We start from the raw sequence: 17,575 nt of genomic DNA on the forward strand, positions 1-17,575 counted from the left end.
TGTATGATGGCACCAAATTTATGGAGCCATTGTATGAATCGTCTATTCAAAACCACTGCCTTGAGTGCTGCGACACTTACCCTATTTGGCTGTAATCAGAGCCAAGCCACTCTGGAAGAACCGAAATCCTCACGTCCGATTCAAGTGATCGAAGTTTCTGCTGAAAACACTGCATTGAACAAGTCTTTTAGCGGCATTGTTCAGGCTAAAGAAAGCGCAGCTCTTTCTTTCCGTGTCCCTGGCACCGTTGAGAGTGTTTTGGTAAAGAAAGGCGATCATGTCGAGAAGGGAGAGATCATTGCAACGCTTGATCCTCACGATTACCAAGTTTCTTTGGAAGAACTCCAAGCACGTATGTTAGAAGCAAAGTCCGCGCATAAACTCGCAAAGGCTGAGCTAAAACGCGTGAAGCAAGCGACGGCAGACGACGCGATTGCCAGCGTTAATTTAGATCGTGCCATCAGCGGTTATGAACGCAGCTTATCCGCAGTGAAAGTGGTTGAGAAAAATATCCAACGCGCGGAAGACGCCCTGGTATACACCACACTACGAGCACCATTCACTGGTAACATAGGTGAAATTCGCATTGACGCATTTGAGCAAACTCTGCCAGGAGTGAGTGTTGCTACCATTCAACAAGATGGTCAATGGGAAGTCGATATCGACGTACCTGAAAACATGATTCGCCAGTTCAGTCTTGGTCAATCTGCAGCACTTTCTTGGTATGCATCGGAACACGCTTATGATGCGAAAGTGACTGAAATTGCGCCGAAAAAGCACCTACTCAAACAAACATATCCTGTCACCTTAGCGATCGACTCACTATCTACTGAGTTATTCAATGGTAAAGCAGTGACAGTGACAACTTCATTCCAGCCTAGCCAATCTAGCCATTGCTTCCCGTACTCTGCGATTTTGGGCGAGAAGAAAACGCTTCACGTCAACGTCGTGCGCGATGCGGTTGTTCATACCGAGCCAGTGAGTTTGAAATCTATCGATGCTAATCAAGCTTGCGTGTCTGGCAATTTCCGCCAAGGTGACTATGTCGTGATCAGCGGAACGCATTACCTCAAACCTGGCGACAACACGCCAAACCTTACCATCAAAACGCTATAGGTCTTAACCATGCTCAATTTAGCTGAATTCGCGATAAGACAGCGTACTTTCGTGCTGTTTTTCATCGCCTTAAGTGTGGTGGCGGGTATCTACTCTTACTTCGATTTGGGTAAGTTAGAAGATCCAAGTTTCACCGTAAAAACAGCAGTAGTCGTCACCTTGTATCCGGGGGCGTCAGCCCAAGAGGTTGAACACCAAGTTACGGATACCATTGAAACCAAGCTGCAAGAAATGGCCGAGCTTAACCGCCTGCGTTCATTGTCTCGCCCAGGCATGTCGATGGTATTTGTCGACTTAAAGGAAAGCCTCAACTCCAAGGCATTGCCTCAGCAGTGGGACTTGCTGCGCCGCAAAGTAGACGACGTGAAGCTACAGCTACCTTCCACTGCACAAATCAGTATTGTGCAAGATGAATTCTCTGAAGTGTACGGCATGCTTTTCTCTATCCACAGTAACGATGCTGCTCCAGAAGAACTGCGCCGCTATGCAGAAGAGCTTCAACGCCAAATTAAAGCGGTAAAAGGCATCAAAAAGATCGAACTTCACGGTGTACAGCCACGTGTCGTACATATCGATATGCCCGATGAGCGTTTAGCACAGTACGGCCTATCTGTTGCGCAGGTGTGGAACCAGCTCAGCACACAAAACATGACCTTTGAAGCGGGCAAATTCGATGCTGGGACAGAGCGTATTCGCGTCACACAAACCAGTGAATTTCAATCATTAGACGATATTCGTAACTTGGTCATCAAAGGTGGCGTAAGTGAACTAGGAACTGGTTTGATTCGCTTAGGTGATATTGCTGACGTCACCATGGGTTACCAAACGCCGGCGCTGACAGAAAGCCGATTTAACGGTGAAGCTGCGGTGACGCTAGCTGTAAGTCCAGTAGAAGGCATTAACGTAGTGTCATTGGGCGATACCATTCGTGACATTATCCACAACTACGAGCAGACGCTGCCCCTTGGTGTAGATATTTCTACCGTGGCTTATCAGCCTGAAGAAGTACAAAAAGCGATTGATAACTTTGTCGGCAACCTGCTGGAAAGTGTCGCTATTGTATTTGTAGTGCTATTGGTCTTCATGGGCTTTAAGAGTGCAACGATTGTTGGTTCTAGCTTGCTGCTAACTATCTTACTCACGCTGATTTACATGAACATCGCAGGCATCGACTTACACCGCGTCTCATTAGGAACCTTCATCCTTGCTCTGGGCATGCTGGTAGACAATGCCATCGTGATCACTGACATGATGATTGTAAAGCTGAGCAAAGGCATCGAGCGCACACGCGTCGCTATTGATTCAGTGAAAGAAACCGCAGTGCCACTGCTTGGTGCAACTGTCATCGCCATCATGGGTGCAAGCCCTGTATTGTTCTCCAAAACAGACTCCGCCGAGTTTGCGGGTTCAGTATTCTACATTGTTGCTTCATCGCTACTATTGTCTTGGCTAGTAGCCATGACCTTTACTGTTTTGATGTGTTGGATGTTCATTAAACCAACGCCTGTCGATGAAGAAGCTAAACCAAGTCGTTATAAGCAATTGGTATTTTGGACGGTCGATAACCCAATCAAAGCACTAACAACACTGATTCCACTGATTTTAGTGACTGCGTTTGCCGTGCCTTATGTGGCGGTGAACTTTATCCCACAATCGGACCGCCCTATTGTATTCCTTGATTACTGGCTACCGAATGGCGCCAAGATTGAACAGACCTCGGCTGACATGCGCAAAGTTGAAGAGTGGCTGATAAAGCAACCTGAAGTAGAAAGTATTTCTAGTTACATGGGCGCAAGTGCACCTCGATTCTCAGTCACCGTAGAGCCAGAACCGTTTGATCCTGCATATGGCCAGATCTTGATTAATACCAAAGATTACGCAGGCATCAATAAGCTCGTTGAACGTGGAGACAAATGGCTGCAAAACCAGTTCCCAGATGCAGAGCCACGCTTTAGAGCACTAAAACTGGCGACGTCAGACAAGTACGCGGTAGAAGCTCGCTTCTCTGGCCCTGATGAAGCAGTGTTGCACCAACTGGCGGATCAAGCGAAAGCGATTTTTGCCACGCATCCCGATGCCAAATACGTTCGTGATGACTGGCGCCAAGAAAGCAAGGTGCTGAAACCCATCATCAACCAAGACAAGATGCGCCAAGCTGGTATCAACCGTGCGGACATCGCCTTTGCTTTAAAACGCGCTTCTGATGGCATGCCGCTAGGTCAGATGAACCTTAATGATGAGTTGATTCCAATTCAGCTGCGTGGCACGTCTCAAAACATGGCGTCACTAGAAACATTACCCGTGCGTTCGCTACTTGGCATGCACAGTGTGCCTCTCGGGCAAGTGGTTGATGGCTTTGAACTCGTACCGGAAGAGAGCATGATTTGGCGTCGAGACCGAGTTAAAACCATCACTGCACAAGCGGGTGTAGCGCGTCACTCGACGCCGGCAACAGTAAGAAATGCTGTTAAAGAACAGATTGAAGCTATGCACCTTCCTGCGGGTTACAGCATGGAATGGGGTGGCGAGTTCTACGACGAGCACAAAGCGGTCACAGATATCTTCAAGCAGCTACCGAAAGCAATGTTGATCATGGTGATCATTTTGGTGGCGATGTTTAACGGCTTTAAACAGCCAATCATCATCTTTGCGACTTTGCCATTAGCCGCGACGGGCGCCACCTTTGCGCTACTTGGTTTTGATAAACCATTTGGTTTCATGGCGTTAATTGGTGCAGTAACACTAACGGGGATGATCATTAAAAACGGTATTGTACTGATGGATCAAATCGAGCTTGAACGAGCAAATGGGCGCCCGTTGGCAGATGCCATCAAAGAAGCAACCGTTAACCGCACCATGGCGATATCGATGGGTGCTTTGACAACGGCTCTTGGCATGATCCCTTTGCTGTCGGACCTACTGTTCGACCAAATGGCCGCAACTATTATCGGTGGATTAGCAGCGGCAACCGTATTGTCACTGTTCATCATGCCTGCGCTGTATCGCTTGGCATACAAAGATAAACCACAAACGACCCAAACAGACGCTGAATTGAAGGAGGCGTAATCATGAAAAAATTCGTTATTGCGCCACTAGTATTGGCAATGAGTTTATCTGGTTGTGCGGTTGGCCCAGATTATCAAGCACCAACCACCAGCATGGCAGAAACCTATCTGCATGTTGAGCAAGATGGCGCTAGCCAAAATCGTGAGAACGAAGCCTTTTGGTGGACAGAGTTTAATGACCCAACACTGAATGACTTAGTTCTCGATATGCAAAGCCAAAACATCCCGCTCAAGGTAGCGGCAGAGCGTATCAAGGTGGCTGACAGCTACAAAACCGTTGTAGAGTCATTCAAAGTACCTACCGTCAATGTAGGTGCAGGTTACTTCAATTACCAACTGAGTAAGAACGATTCACTGCTTGGTCCTGCGCTCAATCCTATTGGCGATTCAGCAGCAGGCTTACCACCACAAATTGGTAACACGACACTGTTGGATAACCAGCATGACGGCGTATTCGCAGGGGCGAGCATCGCATGGGAGTTGGACTTATTTGGCCGTATTGACCGTCAGTCCAACGCTGCAAAAATTCGAGTTGAGCAAGCAGAGATTTATCAAAGCGGGCTAACGACTTTGCTTACTGCGGATTTGATTCATAACTACTTGCAGTATCAAGGGGCAGCCGAGCGTCTCGACTTGGCCAAATCGAACCTTGAAGACCAACAGAAAACCTTGGCGTTGGTCGAGAAGGTGGTTCGCAGTGGTTATGGCTCAGAGCTCGATTTAGCCCAAGCTAAGGCAACGTTGGCAGCGATGGAATCGATTATCCCGCAACTGGAAATCGCACAGCAAGTTCATAAACATCGCATCGCGGTACTGATTGGTGAGCCGCTGTCGAAAGTCGAGACCAGACTTGCAGACACTCAGGGAGTGCCAGCGATGCAGAACATGGTACCAGTGGGCTTACCTTCTGACTTGTTACAACGTCGTCCTGATATTCGTCTTGCAGAACGTGAAATGGCAGCCATCAATGAAGAACTTGCGGCAAGTATCGCCAATCAATATCCAAAGTTCTTCCTAACGGGAGCGCCGGGCGTGTCTGCTTCTAGCTTTGATGATCTATTCAGCAGTGATTCTTTCGGTTGGGTTGGTGCGGCTGGTATCAGTTGGAATATCTTCGATGGTGGTCGCGGCGATGCGCTTGAAGAGATCAACCAAGCTCGTTTTGATGCAGCAACGCTGACTTACCAACATGCCGTAGATTCCGCCTTTGCTGAAGTGGATTCAACCTTGTTTGCTTATGGCAGAAGCCAAGAAAACCAGCGTCGAATTGATGATGCACTCGTAGCAACAGACAAAGCCGTGAGTAAAGCCAAGTCGCTCTACCGTGCTGGGTTGATTGACCACTTGTCAGTGCTCGATGCTCAGCGCCAACAACGCATGATGCAAGACAGACAAGTCGCGGCCAAGTTACAAACGGCTCAAGTCACGGTTGCGCTCTACAAGTCGCTGGGTGGTGATTGGACATTAGAGCAATCATCGCTGGGTGAAAGTCAGTAAATTAAGTCACGGTTTTGGGGAGGGGCTAGGTTCACAGGGGACCTCGAACCTAACCTCTCCTCTTTTTTATTAGTGCATAAAGTCGCGCATTAGCTCGCATTATCTATAGTTAAAAGGATTGAAATCAGAGAGTAAGGAAGGAACTCCTCATGATGACATTAATCTTTTTGCTGTTGTTAATCGCAATGCTAAGCGCGTTTTTAGGTAAGAAAGCAGTGGGCTACGCCTTCTTTGCTTCCTCAGTGATCATTGGTTTGTATTGGTTCAATCATCACGCCACCGATCCTCTTTCAATCTTGCTGTAAAGGGGACTGCACATGAATAGAAACAATCTAGCTTTACTCAACACCCTTGGTCTGCTTGGCATGACTGCCGTGCTATTGATTGGCTTTGTGCTGCAATTTGTTCTGAATGAGCTGCCTTGTCCACTGTGCTTATTGCAACGTATCGGCTTCATTATGATCATGTTTGGTTTCTTATTGAACGTGGTCTATGGCCCACAATCACGACACTATGGTGTAGTACTGATCGGTGCGCTATACGGTGTGGCAACATCACTGAGACAAGTTTCGTTGCACGTGATTCCTGGTACGCCGGGTTACGGTAGCCCAATCTTTGGGATGCACTATTACACTTGGGCGTTTGTCTTGTTTGTTGCCACAATATTTGCGGTCGCAGTCATCCTCATGCTGATCAATAAAGAAGAGTCATCAGAGCCTTATGAAATGAGTAATCTGGGACGTATCACGTGCCTACTCGCGATCTCTGTCGTGGCACTTAATGTGATTGGCACGTTCGCGGAGTGTGGTCCTTATCAATGTCCAGATAATCCAGAGAGCTACTGGCTGTTTAATTAACAAGTCTTTTGAACGAACCAAGAGGAGTCATACAAAGGTTCATCTAACCTTGTATCACTCCTCTTTTCTATTGGTCACAAAAATACGGTTCTCAACACAATCCGACCTAGTTCAAATTCGTCAGTATGCAATTGGATGTCATACAAACATGTCAGTATGTTTAGAGATAAACGTACCGATTAATTCTCTCACATGTTTTTGCCATAACAGGAGTGGTTATGAACTTTGTCGACGGTGTATTACAAGTCGAATCTTTTCTCGCGGTGACCCTTGGGATCGTCGTACTGTTTTTAGGTAGACGCCTAACCCAAGCCAGCAGCTTCTTAAAAGAATTCAGCATCCCAGAGCCCGTTTCTGGGGGCATTCTAGTTTCGGTGTTGTTCGCAATAATTCATTACGTCACGCATATCGATGTTCAATTCGACCTTGCTACCCGTGATCTGCTTTTAGTGTATTTCTTTACCACCATCGGCATTAACGCCAGCCTTCAAGATCTGTTCAAAGGCGGCAAGCCATTATTGATCCTGCTCTCTGTCACTATCGGTTATATGCTAATTCAAAACCTCACGGGCATTGGAATTGCGACGATGTTAGATCAACCAGAAGCCGTTGGCCTGTTGAGCGGCACAGTTTCTCTTATTGGCGGGCACGGCACTGCGATTGCTTGGTCACCTCGAATTGCTGAGATCTTCGACCTTAACACTGCAATGGAAATCGGCATCGCAAGTGCAACGTTTGGCTTAATCTTAGCAAGCTTGATGGGCGGCCCGATTGCAAAATACCTGATCAACAAACATAACCTGAAGCCAGCTAAAGTGGAAGAAATGGACGTGGGTACGGCGCAAGATGAGCCCCAACCATCCATCAATGCTTATGATTTTTTAGATGCGATGCTTGCCATTCATGTTTGTATTATCTTAGGTGCAATTTTAAATGAAGGGGTCAGCAGCTTGGGTCTAGAACTGCCGTTGTTTGTGACTTGTTTGTTCGCCGGCATATTGATTTCTAATCTTATTCCAGCCTCTTATCCTCGCCTTACGGGGACACGTTGGCCGGCAAGAAAACCAGCCGTTGCGCTGATTGCAGATATGGCCTTGGGCGCATTTTTAGCAATGTCGTTGATGAGCATGCAACTATGGGCACTGGTCGATTTAGCTGGACCTATTTTCATTATTCTTGGTGCTCAGTTCATCGTTGCCATTTGTATCGCGATATTTGTGGTGTTCCCATTAATGGGTAAAAGCTACGATGCAGCGGTAGTTTGCTCGGGGTTTGGCGGTATTTCACTAGGCTCAACACCAACGGCAATGGCAAACATGTCGGCGGTCGCGCAAAAGTATGGTAATTCACACCAAGCCTTTATCATCGTGCCTTTGGTCTGCGCATTTTTCATCGATTTAGCCAATGCACTGATCATCCCGTACTTCATCACCTGGATTGGATAATTAATACGCCATCCGATTAAAAAGAGGTCACTCCGGTGGCCTCTTGCTGTATTCGCGTAAATATTGCTAACACCCTCCCCCTCACTCAGTTGTATAATACTCATCCAGAAATATTTTGTTACGAACTCTGTAACTCTTGAGATGAACATGAACAGCAGCAGATGGGTTGGCCTATCAATCGGCACACTCTTTTTAATTGGCACACTCTTTCTCTTTGGCTCGACGGTCCATGCGTCGTGGTACAAGATGCCGATGGAAGCCGTAAACGGCATCGCGTTTACCTTGTCTTTTGGCTTGGGACTGAATCACTTTTTTGCCTACATTTCTGCCTTTGTGACGCTTGCTGCTCTGTTTTATCTTGGTTATGCAATGGGTTACCGTATCCACCAAAAACTCAAGTAGACATCTCAAACTTAAGACTGATTTTACTGATGAACCTTAGCACTTAAGTATTAGTATTTCCTAGATAAATCTGCCGATATCCCACTTTTTATGCGGACATATTGAGATCGGGGCATTTTCCCGAAAACCGTATAGTTTTATGCAACATCGCCTCATAGAATAGTTTATAAAAACGGCAGTAGGTATCGAGCAACTTTATGAAATGCAGTGTCGCTTGCAGACGAGAAAAACGCCCGAAAAAAGCATATGCGCATCGCACTTCTAACTTCATGCGATGCCATTTATTTGTTTCTCACGTTCTCCATTCACACTCACCCCATACGGACTCCTCTCGCTAACTGCCCATTATTTGCTGTTCCTTTGAGACATAACTATGGACAGAACGCAGTTCACCAGAATTTTTACGCGCTACTACATGCGCTCAACAAGTTTGGGGATTCTTATTACCCTATTCGCTTGTGCAATCAGAGGGGTTGATTATGTTGTATACCTTCCTTATGCATTATCCGCGGGAATTTGTTTTACCTACCTCTGGGTGGGCAAAGCATTCGCACTCGAACAAAAACAGCGCTCAGTTGTTATCGCGCTGATCCTCGGATATACCCTCACATTTTATTTGTACTACTTCTTAGGCGGACACTTTCTTTTTTCTTCCTTGGTTACAGTCAATATTCTTCTCACTTTGATTGAGTTTGGCGTACTTTGGTCGTCAATCACATATGTCCTATCAATGGCTATTTGCTTTAACATTGATTTGATAACCGCGGGTAACGACCCGTTTAAACTACAAGGTTTAAGTGAGTTTTCCATTCGGAGTACGTTTCTGTACTTGTTCAACCTATTTATTTACAAGGGCTTGCGCTCAATTGAAAGTTATTGGCACAGCGCTTGGCAAACGCAATATGAACAAGTTGAAAAACTAGAAAGACTGCTCGAGATAGATGAGCTAACAGGCTGCTACTCTCGCTTCAAAGGCAATCAGTTGATAGAGCAACAGATTCAACGAGCTCAACCGTTCACTTTGCTATATATCGACTTAGATGGCTTTAAAGCCGTGAATGACGAATTTGGTCACGACGCTGGAGACAAAGTACTGCGTATCACTGCGCAACGTATTTTGAACATGCTGCACAACGACCAATTCGCCACAAGAATTGGCGGTGACGAATTCATTCTTTGCTTACCTGAGCTCGAAAATACAAAGGATTTAGAACAGTTTCAGTCTTTGCTACATCAAGCATGCAGTGCACCTATTTTTATCCATTTTCAAAACGTTCACATCGGTTTGAGTGTTGGCGTTGCTCGCTTCCCTTATGAGGGAAGCTCTAGTGACACCTTAATCCAACATGCAGACCAAATGATGTACCTCACTAAAAGATCAAGAACATAGAGTTTTGGCTCATTCTGAGCCGCTTCGAAGCAATTAAAAATATAATGAGTTCAGGACGTAGATATATGGTTAACAAGTTAGAATTTTCGCACGCAGTTGCTGCAATTCGAAAGGAGAGGGGTTTAACTCAAGGCCAATTAGCCGATGAGTTAGCAAGGAGTTACAGCGCTTTTGAGAGTTTAAACCAACCGACGTTAAGTCAATGGGAAAGCGGTAAAGTCACACCAAGTTTATTAAAACGACTCGCCTTCTCTCACTATATAGGCGAACAATACCAATACACTTCCAGCGAGTACAAACGTGTCAAAACCTCGCAAAGTAAAAGCATTTACTTGAGCTTTAAAGACATTGTTTACCAGTATCAGGTTACCGATGTCAAAAGTTGCTCCCTCAGCCAAATCAGCTTGTCCGAATACGAACAGATCGACGCAGTTCACAAGCAGTTAATCACACCAGGCGGTGTGGAAGACACGCTGAACCAATTTGGTGAATCCCCCAGTAAGGCGCGCCTTTATTACTGCAAAGGTATGTTAGTTGGTCATCTCATTTACCAAGAGCTGAGGTCTGAATTTAGGATTCTCAGCTTATGGCATTTAGGACGGTCGATTTTGAAGTTTTTGGTCTCAGATATCCTTCACGTAATGGGCAATGCCATCATCCATTTTCCGGTTCATGAGCCCGTGATTAAACAACTTTTATTCGACATTTTCATACGGGATTTCTACCACCATAGACGAGTCACGTTTTTTAAAGCATCCGCCACACAAATATTCGAAAACCCCATGGTAAAGCATTGCTTTGATGGGCTTTTGGATCTGGTGCTCTATCGCTTCCATCAAGTAGGAAATGAATTTATGCAGTCTCGACAGGAGGCCCACTAATGCTGAACAACAACACAATCAAAAACACCATCTTATTGTTTACCTTCAATAATATTCAAGGTCGAGGTTTACAAACCGCCATTGAACAACAACTTGGGCAGCCGGTGTTATTGGCCAAAGGCGCTGAAGTTGACTTACCTCCTCACCAAGATGAGCACTATGTCGCAATCGTCGATAGCTCGTTACCTGATCTTTCTGAAGTCAAGATGACACTCAGTGAATTGGAACATGTCGATGCGACCATATTAGTAAACGCCGACCCCAACTTAGGCGTAGAAAGCCTGCTCACTTGGTCAAATCTGAAAGGCTTATTCTATTTTGAAGATGACTTCGACAAGGTAATCAGAGGTTTAAAAGGGATATTGAGCGGAGAGAATTGGCTCTCTCGAGACATCCTCAACCGATTAGTTGGCTATCTCGTTAACTTAAATCACACCGTTACTGAGCTGGATACGAAACTAGAAATTGAGCTTACTCGCCGAGAAATGCAGGTTCTGACAGCCCTTTGCCAAGGGGGCTCAAATCTTGACATTGCAGACTCACTGTTTGTCAGCGAGCACACGGTGAAATCCCATCTCTATAGCATTTTCCGCAAACTGGAAGTGAAGAATCGCATGCAGGCGATTGCGTGGGCAAAGCGTAATCTGTTTTGACACCTTAACTCTAAAACACAAAGGGAGCACGGAGGCCCCCTTTCATGATGTTGCCGCTATCTATGTCAACATTAGTCTATGACAGTCATTTTTATTGCATCAATGGTAGACGCGTAGCGATTCCGCCATCGTTGCTAAGTCTTCACCCAAGAACTCAACCGTAACAGGTTGGTTTGCCAATAGCGTGATGCTTGAATCGTCAAAGCGTCCTGCGGTATCACATTCCAGATGAACAAAGAACGCCGGCTTATCGGCAATAAGTGTGACTTTGTTGGCTTCAATCGTTACTTCAATATTTGCTCTTTCCATCGGTAGTGTTTTTAGTTCATGAGAGCTAAACCAAGTGTTGGTGATTCTCTCGTTTCCTACTTGTGCTTCTACGTAGAAGAAACCCGATTTCAATTCAGATGAATCAAATGCCTCATCCAACTGCCAAACCACGGTGTTGCTGTCATTGGACACGGTGCTCTCTAACGACCAAGTTTGTTTCACTTCACCTTTCCAACTCACCCAATGCAATTTCGCACTCACACCAACTGATTCTTTGGCGTCATTTAACAAGTGAAGACTCAACTTGCCAGTATGCTCAGAGAACACCAAGTACTGCGGCGCAAAGAAGCGTTTCGCATGGTAATGCAATTGCTTCCAACGGCCGCTGTACTCCAAGCTAGACCATGAACTCACTGGCCAGTTGTCGTTAAGTTGCCAATACAGCATGCCACGACATACTGGGGAGATCGCGCGCCAATGGTCGCAAGCTGTTTTGATTGCCATCGCCTGTTGCACTTGGCTGAGGTACAGCATTTGTTCAAAGCCGGAAGGGAAACGGAAATAGCGAGTAAACATCTCCGTGATGATACTGTTACCGCGCGGGTTCTTTTGGTGCTGTTCAAACGTTGGAGAGGTAACGTTCCAGTCCTGCTCTGGTACGAACTGTTTTGCTTCAGCAAACGAAGGCCAAGATTGGAAACCAAACTCGGAACAGAATCGTGGGTTGATGTTTAGATAAGCATTAAACGATTTTCCTGAGTGCCAAACGTCCCAGAAATGCATGTCACCTTTACTGTCATCGTGCCACGCATCGCCAAAATCCAGCTCGCCATTGCAAGGCGAGCTTGGCCAAAATCGACGTGAATCGTCTTGCTGACCAATAACTTGTTCGATCATTCGATTGAGACGATCGTAGTTCACTGTGTATTTGACTTTGTTGTGCTTGGATTCGTCGTACCAACCGATTGCACCAATCACTTCGTTATCACCACACCACAGTGCAATCGACGGGTGCTCTTTCAAACGCGGGATTTGGAATCGCAACTCCCGTTCCACATCTTTTAAGAAATCATCATCAGATGGATACAGCGAGCAAGCGAACATCATGTCTTGCCAAACCAACAGACCCAATTCATCACAAAGGTTGTAGAAAGTTTCGCTTTCATACTGGCCGCCACCCCAGACTCGAATCATGTTCATATTGGCGTCGACAGCACTTTGCAATAACGCACGATAGCGGCTTTCACACTCACGACCCGGCATTGCATCCACCGGAATCCAGTTTGCGCCTTTGGCATTGATTGGTGTGCCGTTGACAACAAACTCCATCGCCGAGCCATGTTCATCAACTTGGTTGTTTAAGCTCAACTCTCTCAGACCAATCTTGCGTGATAGCGATTGATCACCACAAGATACTGTCATTGAGTAAAGGTAAGCTTCACCATAGCCCGCAGGCCACCAGCGTTTTGGCTCAGTAATATGGAACTGGCTGTGATAGTGACCACTTCCTTCGGTTTGAATCGATTGGCGCTGACCATCAAATTCGATCGTGATTTCACGAGGTTGAGTATCGGTTTCTACTTCAGCTAATACATCAACCAGCACACCGCCGTCAGCTTGCCATTGTTGCTCTGTCGAGAATCCTTTGAGCCACAAATCGTTCACTACATCAATTTGAATCGGGTCATAAATGCCAGACACCATCAAACAAATACCCCAGTCCCACCCCGAGTGACATTGGGTTTTGCGAATCAAGTTCATGTGCGGGATCTGGTTGTTCCCCATCGCCGAAGGGATAGGGAATGGCAATCGCTTAGCACGTTCTAGCCCTTCTATATCCACACGGGCAAACTCAACTCGAATCGTGTTATTGCCTTGTTTTAAGTAAGGTTTGATATCAATACGTTGCTGGGTGAACATATTGCTGCAAATTAGTGCTTGCTCACCATTGATATAAAAGGTCGCTAAGGTGTCTACACGTGTGAGCGTCATCCACACTTGTTTGGCAGAGAGCACAGAACCATCGACATCAAACTCGCGTGAAATGTGCCAATCGCAAGTTTCAATCCAACGAACTTTCGCTTCATTATCAGCAAAATAAGGATTCGGGATGAGCTCTGCTTGCAATAATGCGGATACATTGTCACCGGGTAAAGTTATAGGAATATCGATATCTGGACGATGTGGCGAGGTAAGCTGCCACGTCCCGTTGAGTTCAATTTGAGCCATAGGGTAAGACCTTTAATTTTTATTAGAACAGGTTGGCTCAATGTAATCCTGAGGTGTCCTTACAAAAATAATGGAAATGTCATTTACGTATGAAATGCGGCGCACTTCACGCAAATAATCTCATTCCATAAATCAGTTATTTACTTTAGAGATCGACAATTAATCGCACTCTGCGGTTATATTGAGCTTCTCAACGTGCTAGTATCAGCGGCTTTTTGATCATCCTCACACTTTTCGAGCTATTGGTGTGAGGGAAATGCACGGCTTCCGAGCCCTAAAAAGCGAAGTAATTATGTCAAATATGACGAACGCCGCCTCTCATGCTCCTATTCAGGAGGCAGACTATTCTGCGATCCATCCTCCTTCCGTTCTAAAGCGCCTTGAACTCACTAACCCAGTATTCTGGCTAAGTGGTAGCTTCCTCACCGTGTTTGTATTGCTTGCTCTGACGAATACAGACTCTCTGACCGCAATGGTTAACGCAGGCTTTGGGTTTGCGACTCAATACTTCGGTGCCTTCTGGCAAGTATTGCTCCTTCTGAATTTCCTTATTGGTTTGGCTATTGCGCTTGGTCGTACGGGTTACGTGCGCTTGGGTGGTTTAGCGAGACCGGATATCGATACCTTTCAATGGTTGTCGATCGTACTTTGTACCCTACTCGCGGGTGGCGGTGTTTTCTGGGCTGCAGCTGAGCCTATCGCTCACTTTGTTTCTGCGCCACCGCTATATGGTGAAGCTTCACCAAAAGCTTCTGCAATCAATGCACTTTCTCAGTCTTTCATGCACTGGGGCTTCCTTGCTTGGGCAATCTTAGGTTGTCTTTCTTCTGTGGTTTTGATGCACCTTCACTACGATAAGGGCTTACCACTTAAACCACGCACTCTGCTTTACCCTGTATTTGGCGACAAGGCCATTAACGGTTGGATTGGTGATGTAGCAGATGCCTGCAGCATTATCGCCGTCGCGGCAGGTACTATTGGTCCAATTGGTTTCTTAGGTCTGCAGATCAGTTACGCGTTGAACTCGCTATTCGGCTTGCCAGATACCTTCATCACTCAAAGCATGGTGATTGTGGCTGCAATTCTAATGTACACCTTGTCAGCACTAAGTGGTGTGAGTAAAGGCATTCAACTTGTGAGCCGTTACAACATCATTTTGTCTGTAGCTCTGATCGGTTACATCCTGTTCTTCGGCCCAACCAGCTTTATTGTTGATGGTTATGTACAGGGTATTGGCCGCATGGTGGACAACTTCTTCCCGATGGCGCTTTACCGTGGCGACACAGAATGGCTAAGTTGGTGGACCGTGTTCTTCTGGGGCTGGTTTATTGGTTACGGCCCGATGATGGCAATCTTCATCGCGCGTATCTCACGCGGCCGTACTATTCGTCAGTTGATCCTGTCTATCAGCATCGCTGCGCCTTTGATTACCTGCTTCTGGTTCAGTATTGTTGGCGGTAGTGGTCTGGCATTCGAGCTAGAAAACCCAGGTTTGATTTCATCCGCATTTGAAGGCTTTAACCTACCAGCGGTTCTGCTTGCGATTACCTCTGAACTGCCATTCCCAATGGTGATTTCGGTATTGTTCTTGATCCTGACCACGACGTTTATCGTGACCACAGGTGACTCAATGACTTACACCATCAGTGTGGTAATGACAGGTTCAGCAGAGCCAAACGCTGTGATCCGCTCGTTCTGGGGCTTAATGATGGGTGTCGTGGCTATCGCACTTATTTCGATGGGCTCTGGCGGCATCTCTGCTCTGCAATCTTTCATCGTAATTACGGCCGTGCCCGTGTCTTTCATTTTGCTACCAAGCATCTGGAAAGCACCAAGCATCGCCAGCCACATGGCAAAAGAGCAAGGTTTGGTTTAACTACGTAACCCAAGTCTTTCTCTCAATTAGATAAGAAAACGGCCCCGACACATAACCTGTGTCGGGGCCGAATATTATGGGTTGGACTCAAACAGCGTCACTACTTTACAGATGAAGTTTACGCAGCTCTTTCTTATCCACTTTACCTACACTGGTCTTGGCAATCTCGTCCACCAGCTTCACTTTGAGTAGTAGTGCTTCTCTGGCAAGAATGCCTTTCGTGATAAAGTCTTTCGCAAAGCCTAACAACTCTTTCTCTGTCACTTCAGCATCTTCTTTCAACGTCACCAACGCTAGTGGCACCTCGCCCCATTTATCGTGTGGCATACCTATCACTGCAACTTCGGAAACCGCTTGGTGTTGATGCAGAATGTCTTCTAGTTCTAGAGAGCTTACCCACTCACCAGAAATCTTAATCATGTCTTTTACACGGTCAGTGATCTTGATAAAACCTTCATCGTCGATATGCGCGACATCGCCCGTATGCAGATAGCCCCCACGCCAAAGCGCTTTAGAGTTCTTGTTGTCCTTGTAATAGTTCGGCGTTAGCCAAGGTGCACGTACGACAATTTCCCCTGCAGTTTCACCATCGTGAGGAAGTTTGTTCATTTCATCATCGACAATATGAGCTTCCACCATCGCGACTTTCTTACCGGTTTTAGAACGATATTCCGCTTGCTGATCGAGGTCGAGTTCAAGCTGCTCTGGAGTCAACTGAACAATAGACAGGATTGGGCCTGTCTCGCTCATGCCATAACCGGCGAAAACATCGATATCACGTTCGAGTGCTGCTTTACACAATGCTTTTGGCAGTGCTGCACCACCAATCACAACTTTCCAACCCGAGAAATCAATAGACTTGGATTTTGGCGAGCTTAATAGCAGATGCAAGATAGTCGGTACACAATGTGAGAATGTCACCTTTTCCTGCTCAATCAAGTTAAGCAGAACATCTGGAACATATTTGCCCGGGTAAACCTGTTTAACACCAAGCATGGTTGCCATGTACGGAAGTCCCCAGGCGTGGACGTGGAACATTGGCGTAATCGGCATGTAGATATCACCTTGATGCAGTCGACCTTGCGACGCATTGGTGCCGATGGTGCTCAATATGCCCATGGTGTGGAGAACCAGTTGGCGGTGAGTAAAGAACACCCCTTTCGGGAAGCCCGTCGTACCCGTGGTGTAGAAGGTGGTCGCGATGGTATTTTCATCGAAATCAGGGAAGTTGTATTCGGTGCTTTCTTGCTCAAGCAGACGCTCGTATTCACATTCATCGTTATCGCGCAAAACCACGTAACGCGTGACCGTATCAATACGGCCTTTGATCTGATCCAGAATTGGCAGAAACTCTTCGTTAATAAGGAGAATGTCATCTTCCGCATGGTCGATGGTGTAGAGGATCTGCTCTGGAGACAAGCGCACGTTGATCATGTGCAGTTTTGCACCAATCATCGGGATGGCAAAGTAGCATTCAAGATAACGGTGAGAGTCATAATCCATGACCGCTACCGTATCACCTTTCTTCACACCCATTTTGGTGAGTGCGTTTGCAAACTGTCTCACTCGGTCATGGAACGTTTTGTAGCTGTGACGACGGTGGTTCGCGTAGACGATTTCTTGCTCGGGGTTGAAAGCAACTGGGGAAAACAGCAAGTTTTTAATTAACAACTGATAATTGGATGGATCATTTACATACTGGTTCATATCGGGGATTCTTTTTGTACTTTTCTTAACGTTCGCTGTACGCGAGTGGCGCTATTATCACTCAAAAACAAGACTGTATTCAGTACACAATAATGAGATCAGGCACTAAAGAGGCCTTATATCTAAAACAGCCTTGTATCTAGAGCATCTGTAGACCTAGCGTACCAATTTACGTAACGTACAAATG

Annotated in this window: 13 protein-coding genes; 11 read left to right on the top strand and 2 right to left on the bottom strand. The window is 46.2% G+C overall.

What is annotated here, in order from left to right; translation table 11 throughout:
• Positions 1–33 precede the first annotated feature (33 nt).
• The 10 genes from KHO06_RS24540 (at position 34) to KHO06_RS24585 (ending at position 11,306) form a co-directional block, all read left to right on the top strand.
• On the top strand, positions 34–1,116 hold the full coding sequence (locus KHO06_RS24540) for an efflux RND transporter periplasmic adaptor subunit (RefSeq protein WP_212582759.1): 1,083 nt from the start codon (positions 34–36) through the stop codon (positions 1,114–1,116).
• Positions 1,117–1,125: 9 nt separating this feature from the next.
• The gene (locus tag KHO06_RS24545) at positions 1,126–4,182 is read left to right on the top strand and encodes an efflux RND transporter permease subunit (RefSeq protein ID WP_212582760.1); all 3,057 of its coding nucleotides are present in this window, start codon (positions 1,126–1,128) and stop codon (positions 4,180–4,182) included.
• 2 nt (positions 4,183–4,184) lie between these two features.
• Complete coding sequence (locus KHO06_RS24550) at positions 4,185–5,678, top strand: efflux transporter outer membrane subunit (RefSeq protein ID WP_212582761.1); 1,494 nt, start codon at positions 4,185–4,187, stop codon at positions 5,676–5,678.
• Between the two features lie 149 nt (positions 5,679–5,827).
• The gene (locus KHO06_RS24555) at positions 5,828–5,983 is read left to right on the top strand and encodes a DUF5993 family protein (protein ID WP_005429588.1); all 156 of its coding nucleotides are present in this window, start codon (positions 5,828–5,830) and stop codon (positions 5,981–5,983) included.
• Between the two features lie 12 nt (positions 5,984–5,995).
• The gene (locus KHO06_RS24560; RefSeq protein ID WP_212582762.1) at positions 5,996–6,535 is read left to right on the top strand and encodes a disulfide bond formation protein B; all 540 of its coding nucleotides are present in this window, start codon (positions 5,996–5,998) and stop codon (positions 6,533–6,535) included.
• A 218-nt stretch (positions 6,536–6,753) separates the two neighbouring features.
• Positions 6,754–7,980: a sodium/glutamate symporter gene (gltS, locus tag KHO06_RS24565; protein ID WP_212582763.1), complete on the top strand. Its 1,227-nt coding sequence runs from the start codon at positions 6,754–6,756 to the stop codon at positions 7,978–7,980.
• Between the two features lie 147 nt (positions 7,981–8,127).
• Complete coding sequence (locus KHO06_RS24570) at positions 8,128–8,382, top strand: hypothetical protein (RefSeq protein ID WP_021018121.1); 255 nt, start codon at positions 8,128–8,130, stop codon at positions 8,380–8,382.
• A 373-nt stretch (positions 8,383–8,755) separates the two neighbouring features.
• Complete coding sequence (locus KHO06_RS26845) at positions 8,756–9,772, top strand: GGDEF domain-containing protein (RefSeq protein ID WP_043883238.1); 1,017 nt, start codon at positions 8,756–8,758, stop codon at positions 9,770–9,772.
• A 65-nt stretch (positions 9,773–9,837) separates the two neighbouring features.
• Complete coding sequence (locus KHO06_RS24580; protein WP_005429581.1) at positions 9,838–10,653, top strand: helix-turn-helix transcriptional regulator; 816 nt, start codon at positions 9,838–9,840, stop codon at positions 10,651–10,653.
• Positions 10,653–11,306, top strand: a complete 654-nt coding sequence (locus KHO06_RS24585; RefSeq protein ID WP_212582764.1) for a LuxR C-terminal-related transcriptional regulator — start codon at positions 10,653–10,655, stop codon at positions 11,304–11,306. Before KHO06_RS24580 ends, KHO06_RS24585 begins: the two co-directional genes overlap by 1 nt.
• A 99-nt stretch (positions 11,307–11,405) precedes the next feature.
• Here KHO06_RS24585 and KHO06_RS24590 read toward each other — a convergent pair whose 3' ends face one another.
• Positions 11,406–13,805 carry a glycoside hydrolase family 2 protein gene (locus tag KHO06_RS24590; RefSeq protein WP_212582765.1) on the bottom strand — a complete coding sequence of 800 codons (2,400 nt, stop codon included), beginning with the start codon at positions 13,803–13,805 and terminating at the stop codon, positions 11,406–11,408.
• Between the two features lie 292 nt (positions 13,806–14,097).
• Here KHO06_RS24590 and KHO06_RS24595 point away from each other — a divergent pair, with 292 nt between their 5' ends.
• Positions 14,098–15,681, top strand: a complete 1,584-nt coding sequence (locus tag KHO06_RS24595) for a BCCT family transporter (protein ID WP_212582766.1) — start codon at positions 14,098–14,100, stop codon at positions 15,679–15,681.
• 105 nt (positions 15,682–15,786) lie between these two features.
• Here KHO06_RS24595 and KHO06_RS24600 read toward each other — a convergent pair whose 3' ends face one another.
• A complete protein-coding gene (locus tag KHO06_RS24600; protein ID WP_212582767.1) occupies positions 15,787–17,388 on the bottom strand; it encodes a long-chain fatty acid--CoA ligase in 1,602 nt (533 codons plus the stop codon).
• Positions 17,389–17,575: the final 187 nt, after the last annotated feature.

The organism is Vibrio sp. B1FIG11, from assembly GCF_905175335.1.
In the GTDB taxonomy this organism is placed as follows: domain Bacteria; phylum Pseudomonadota; class Gammaproteobacteria; order Enterobacterales; family Vibrionaceae; genus Vibrio; species Vibrio campbellii.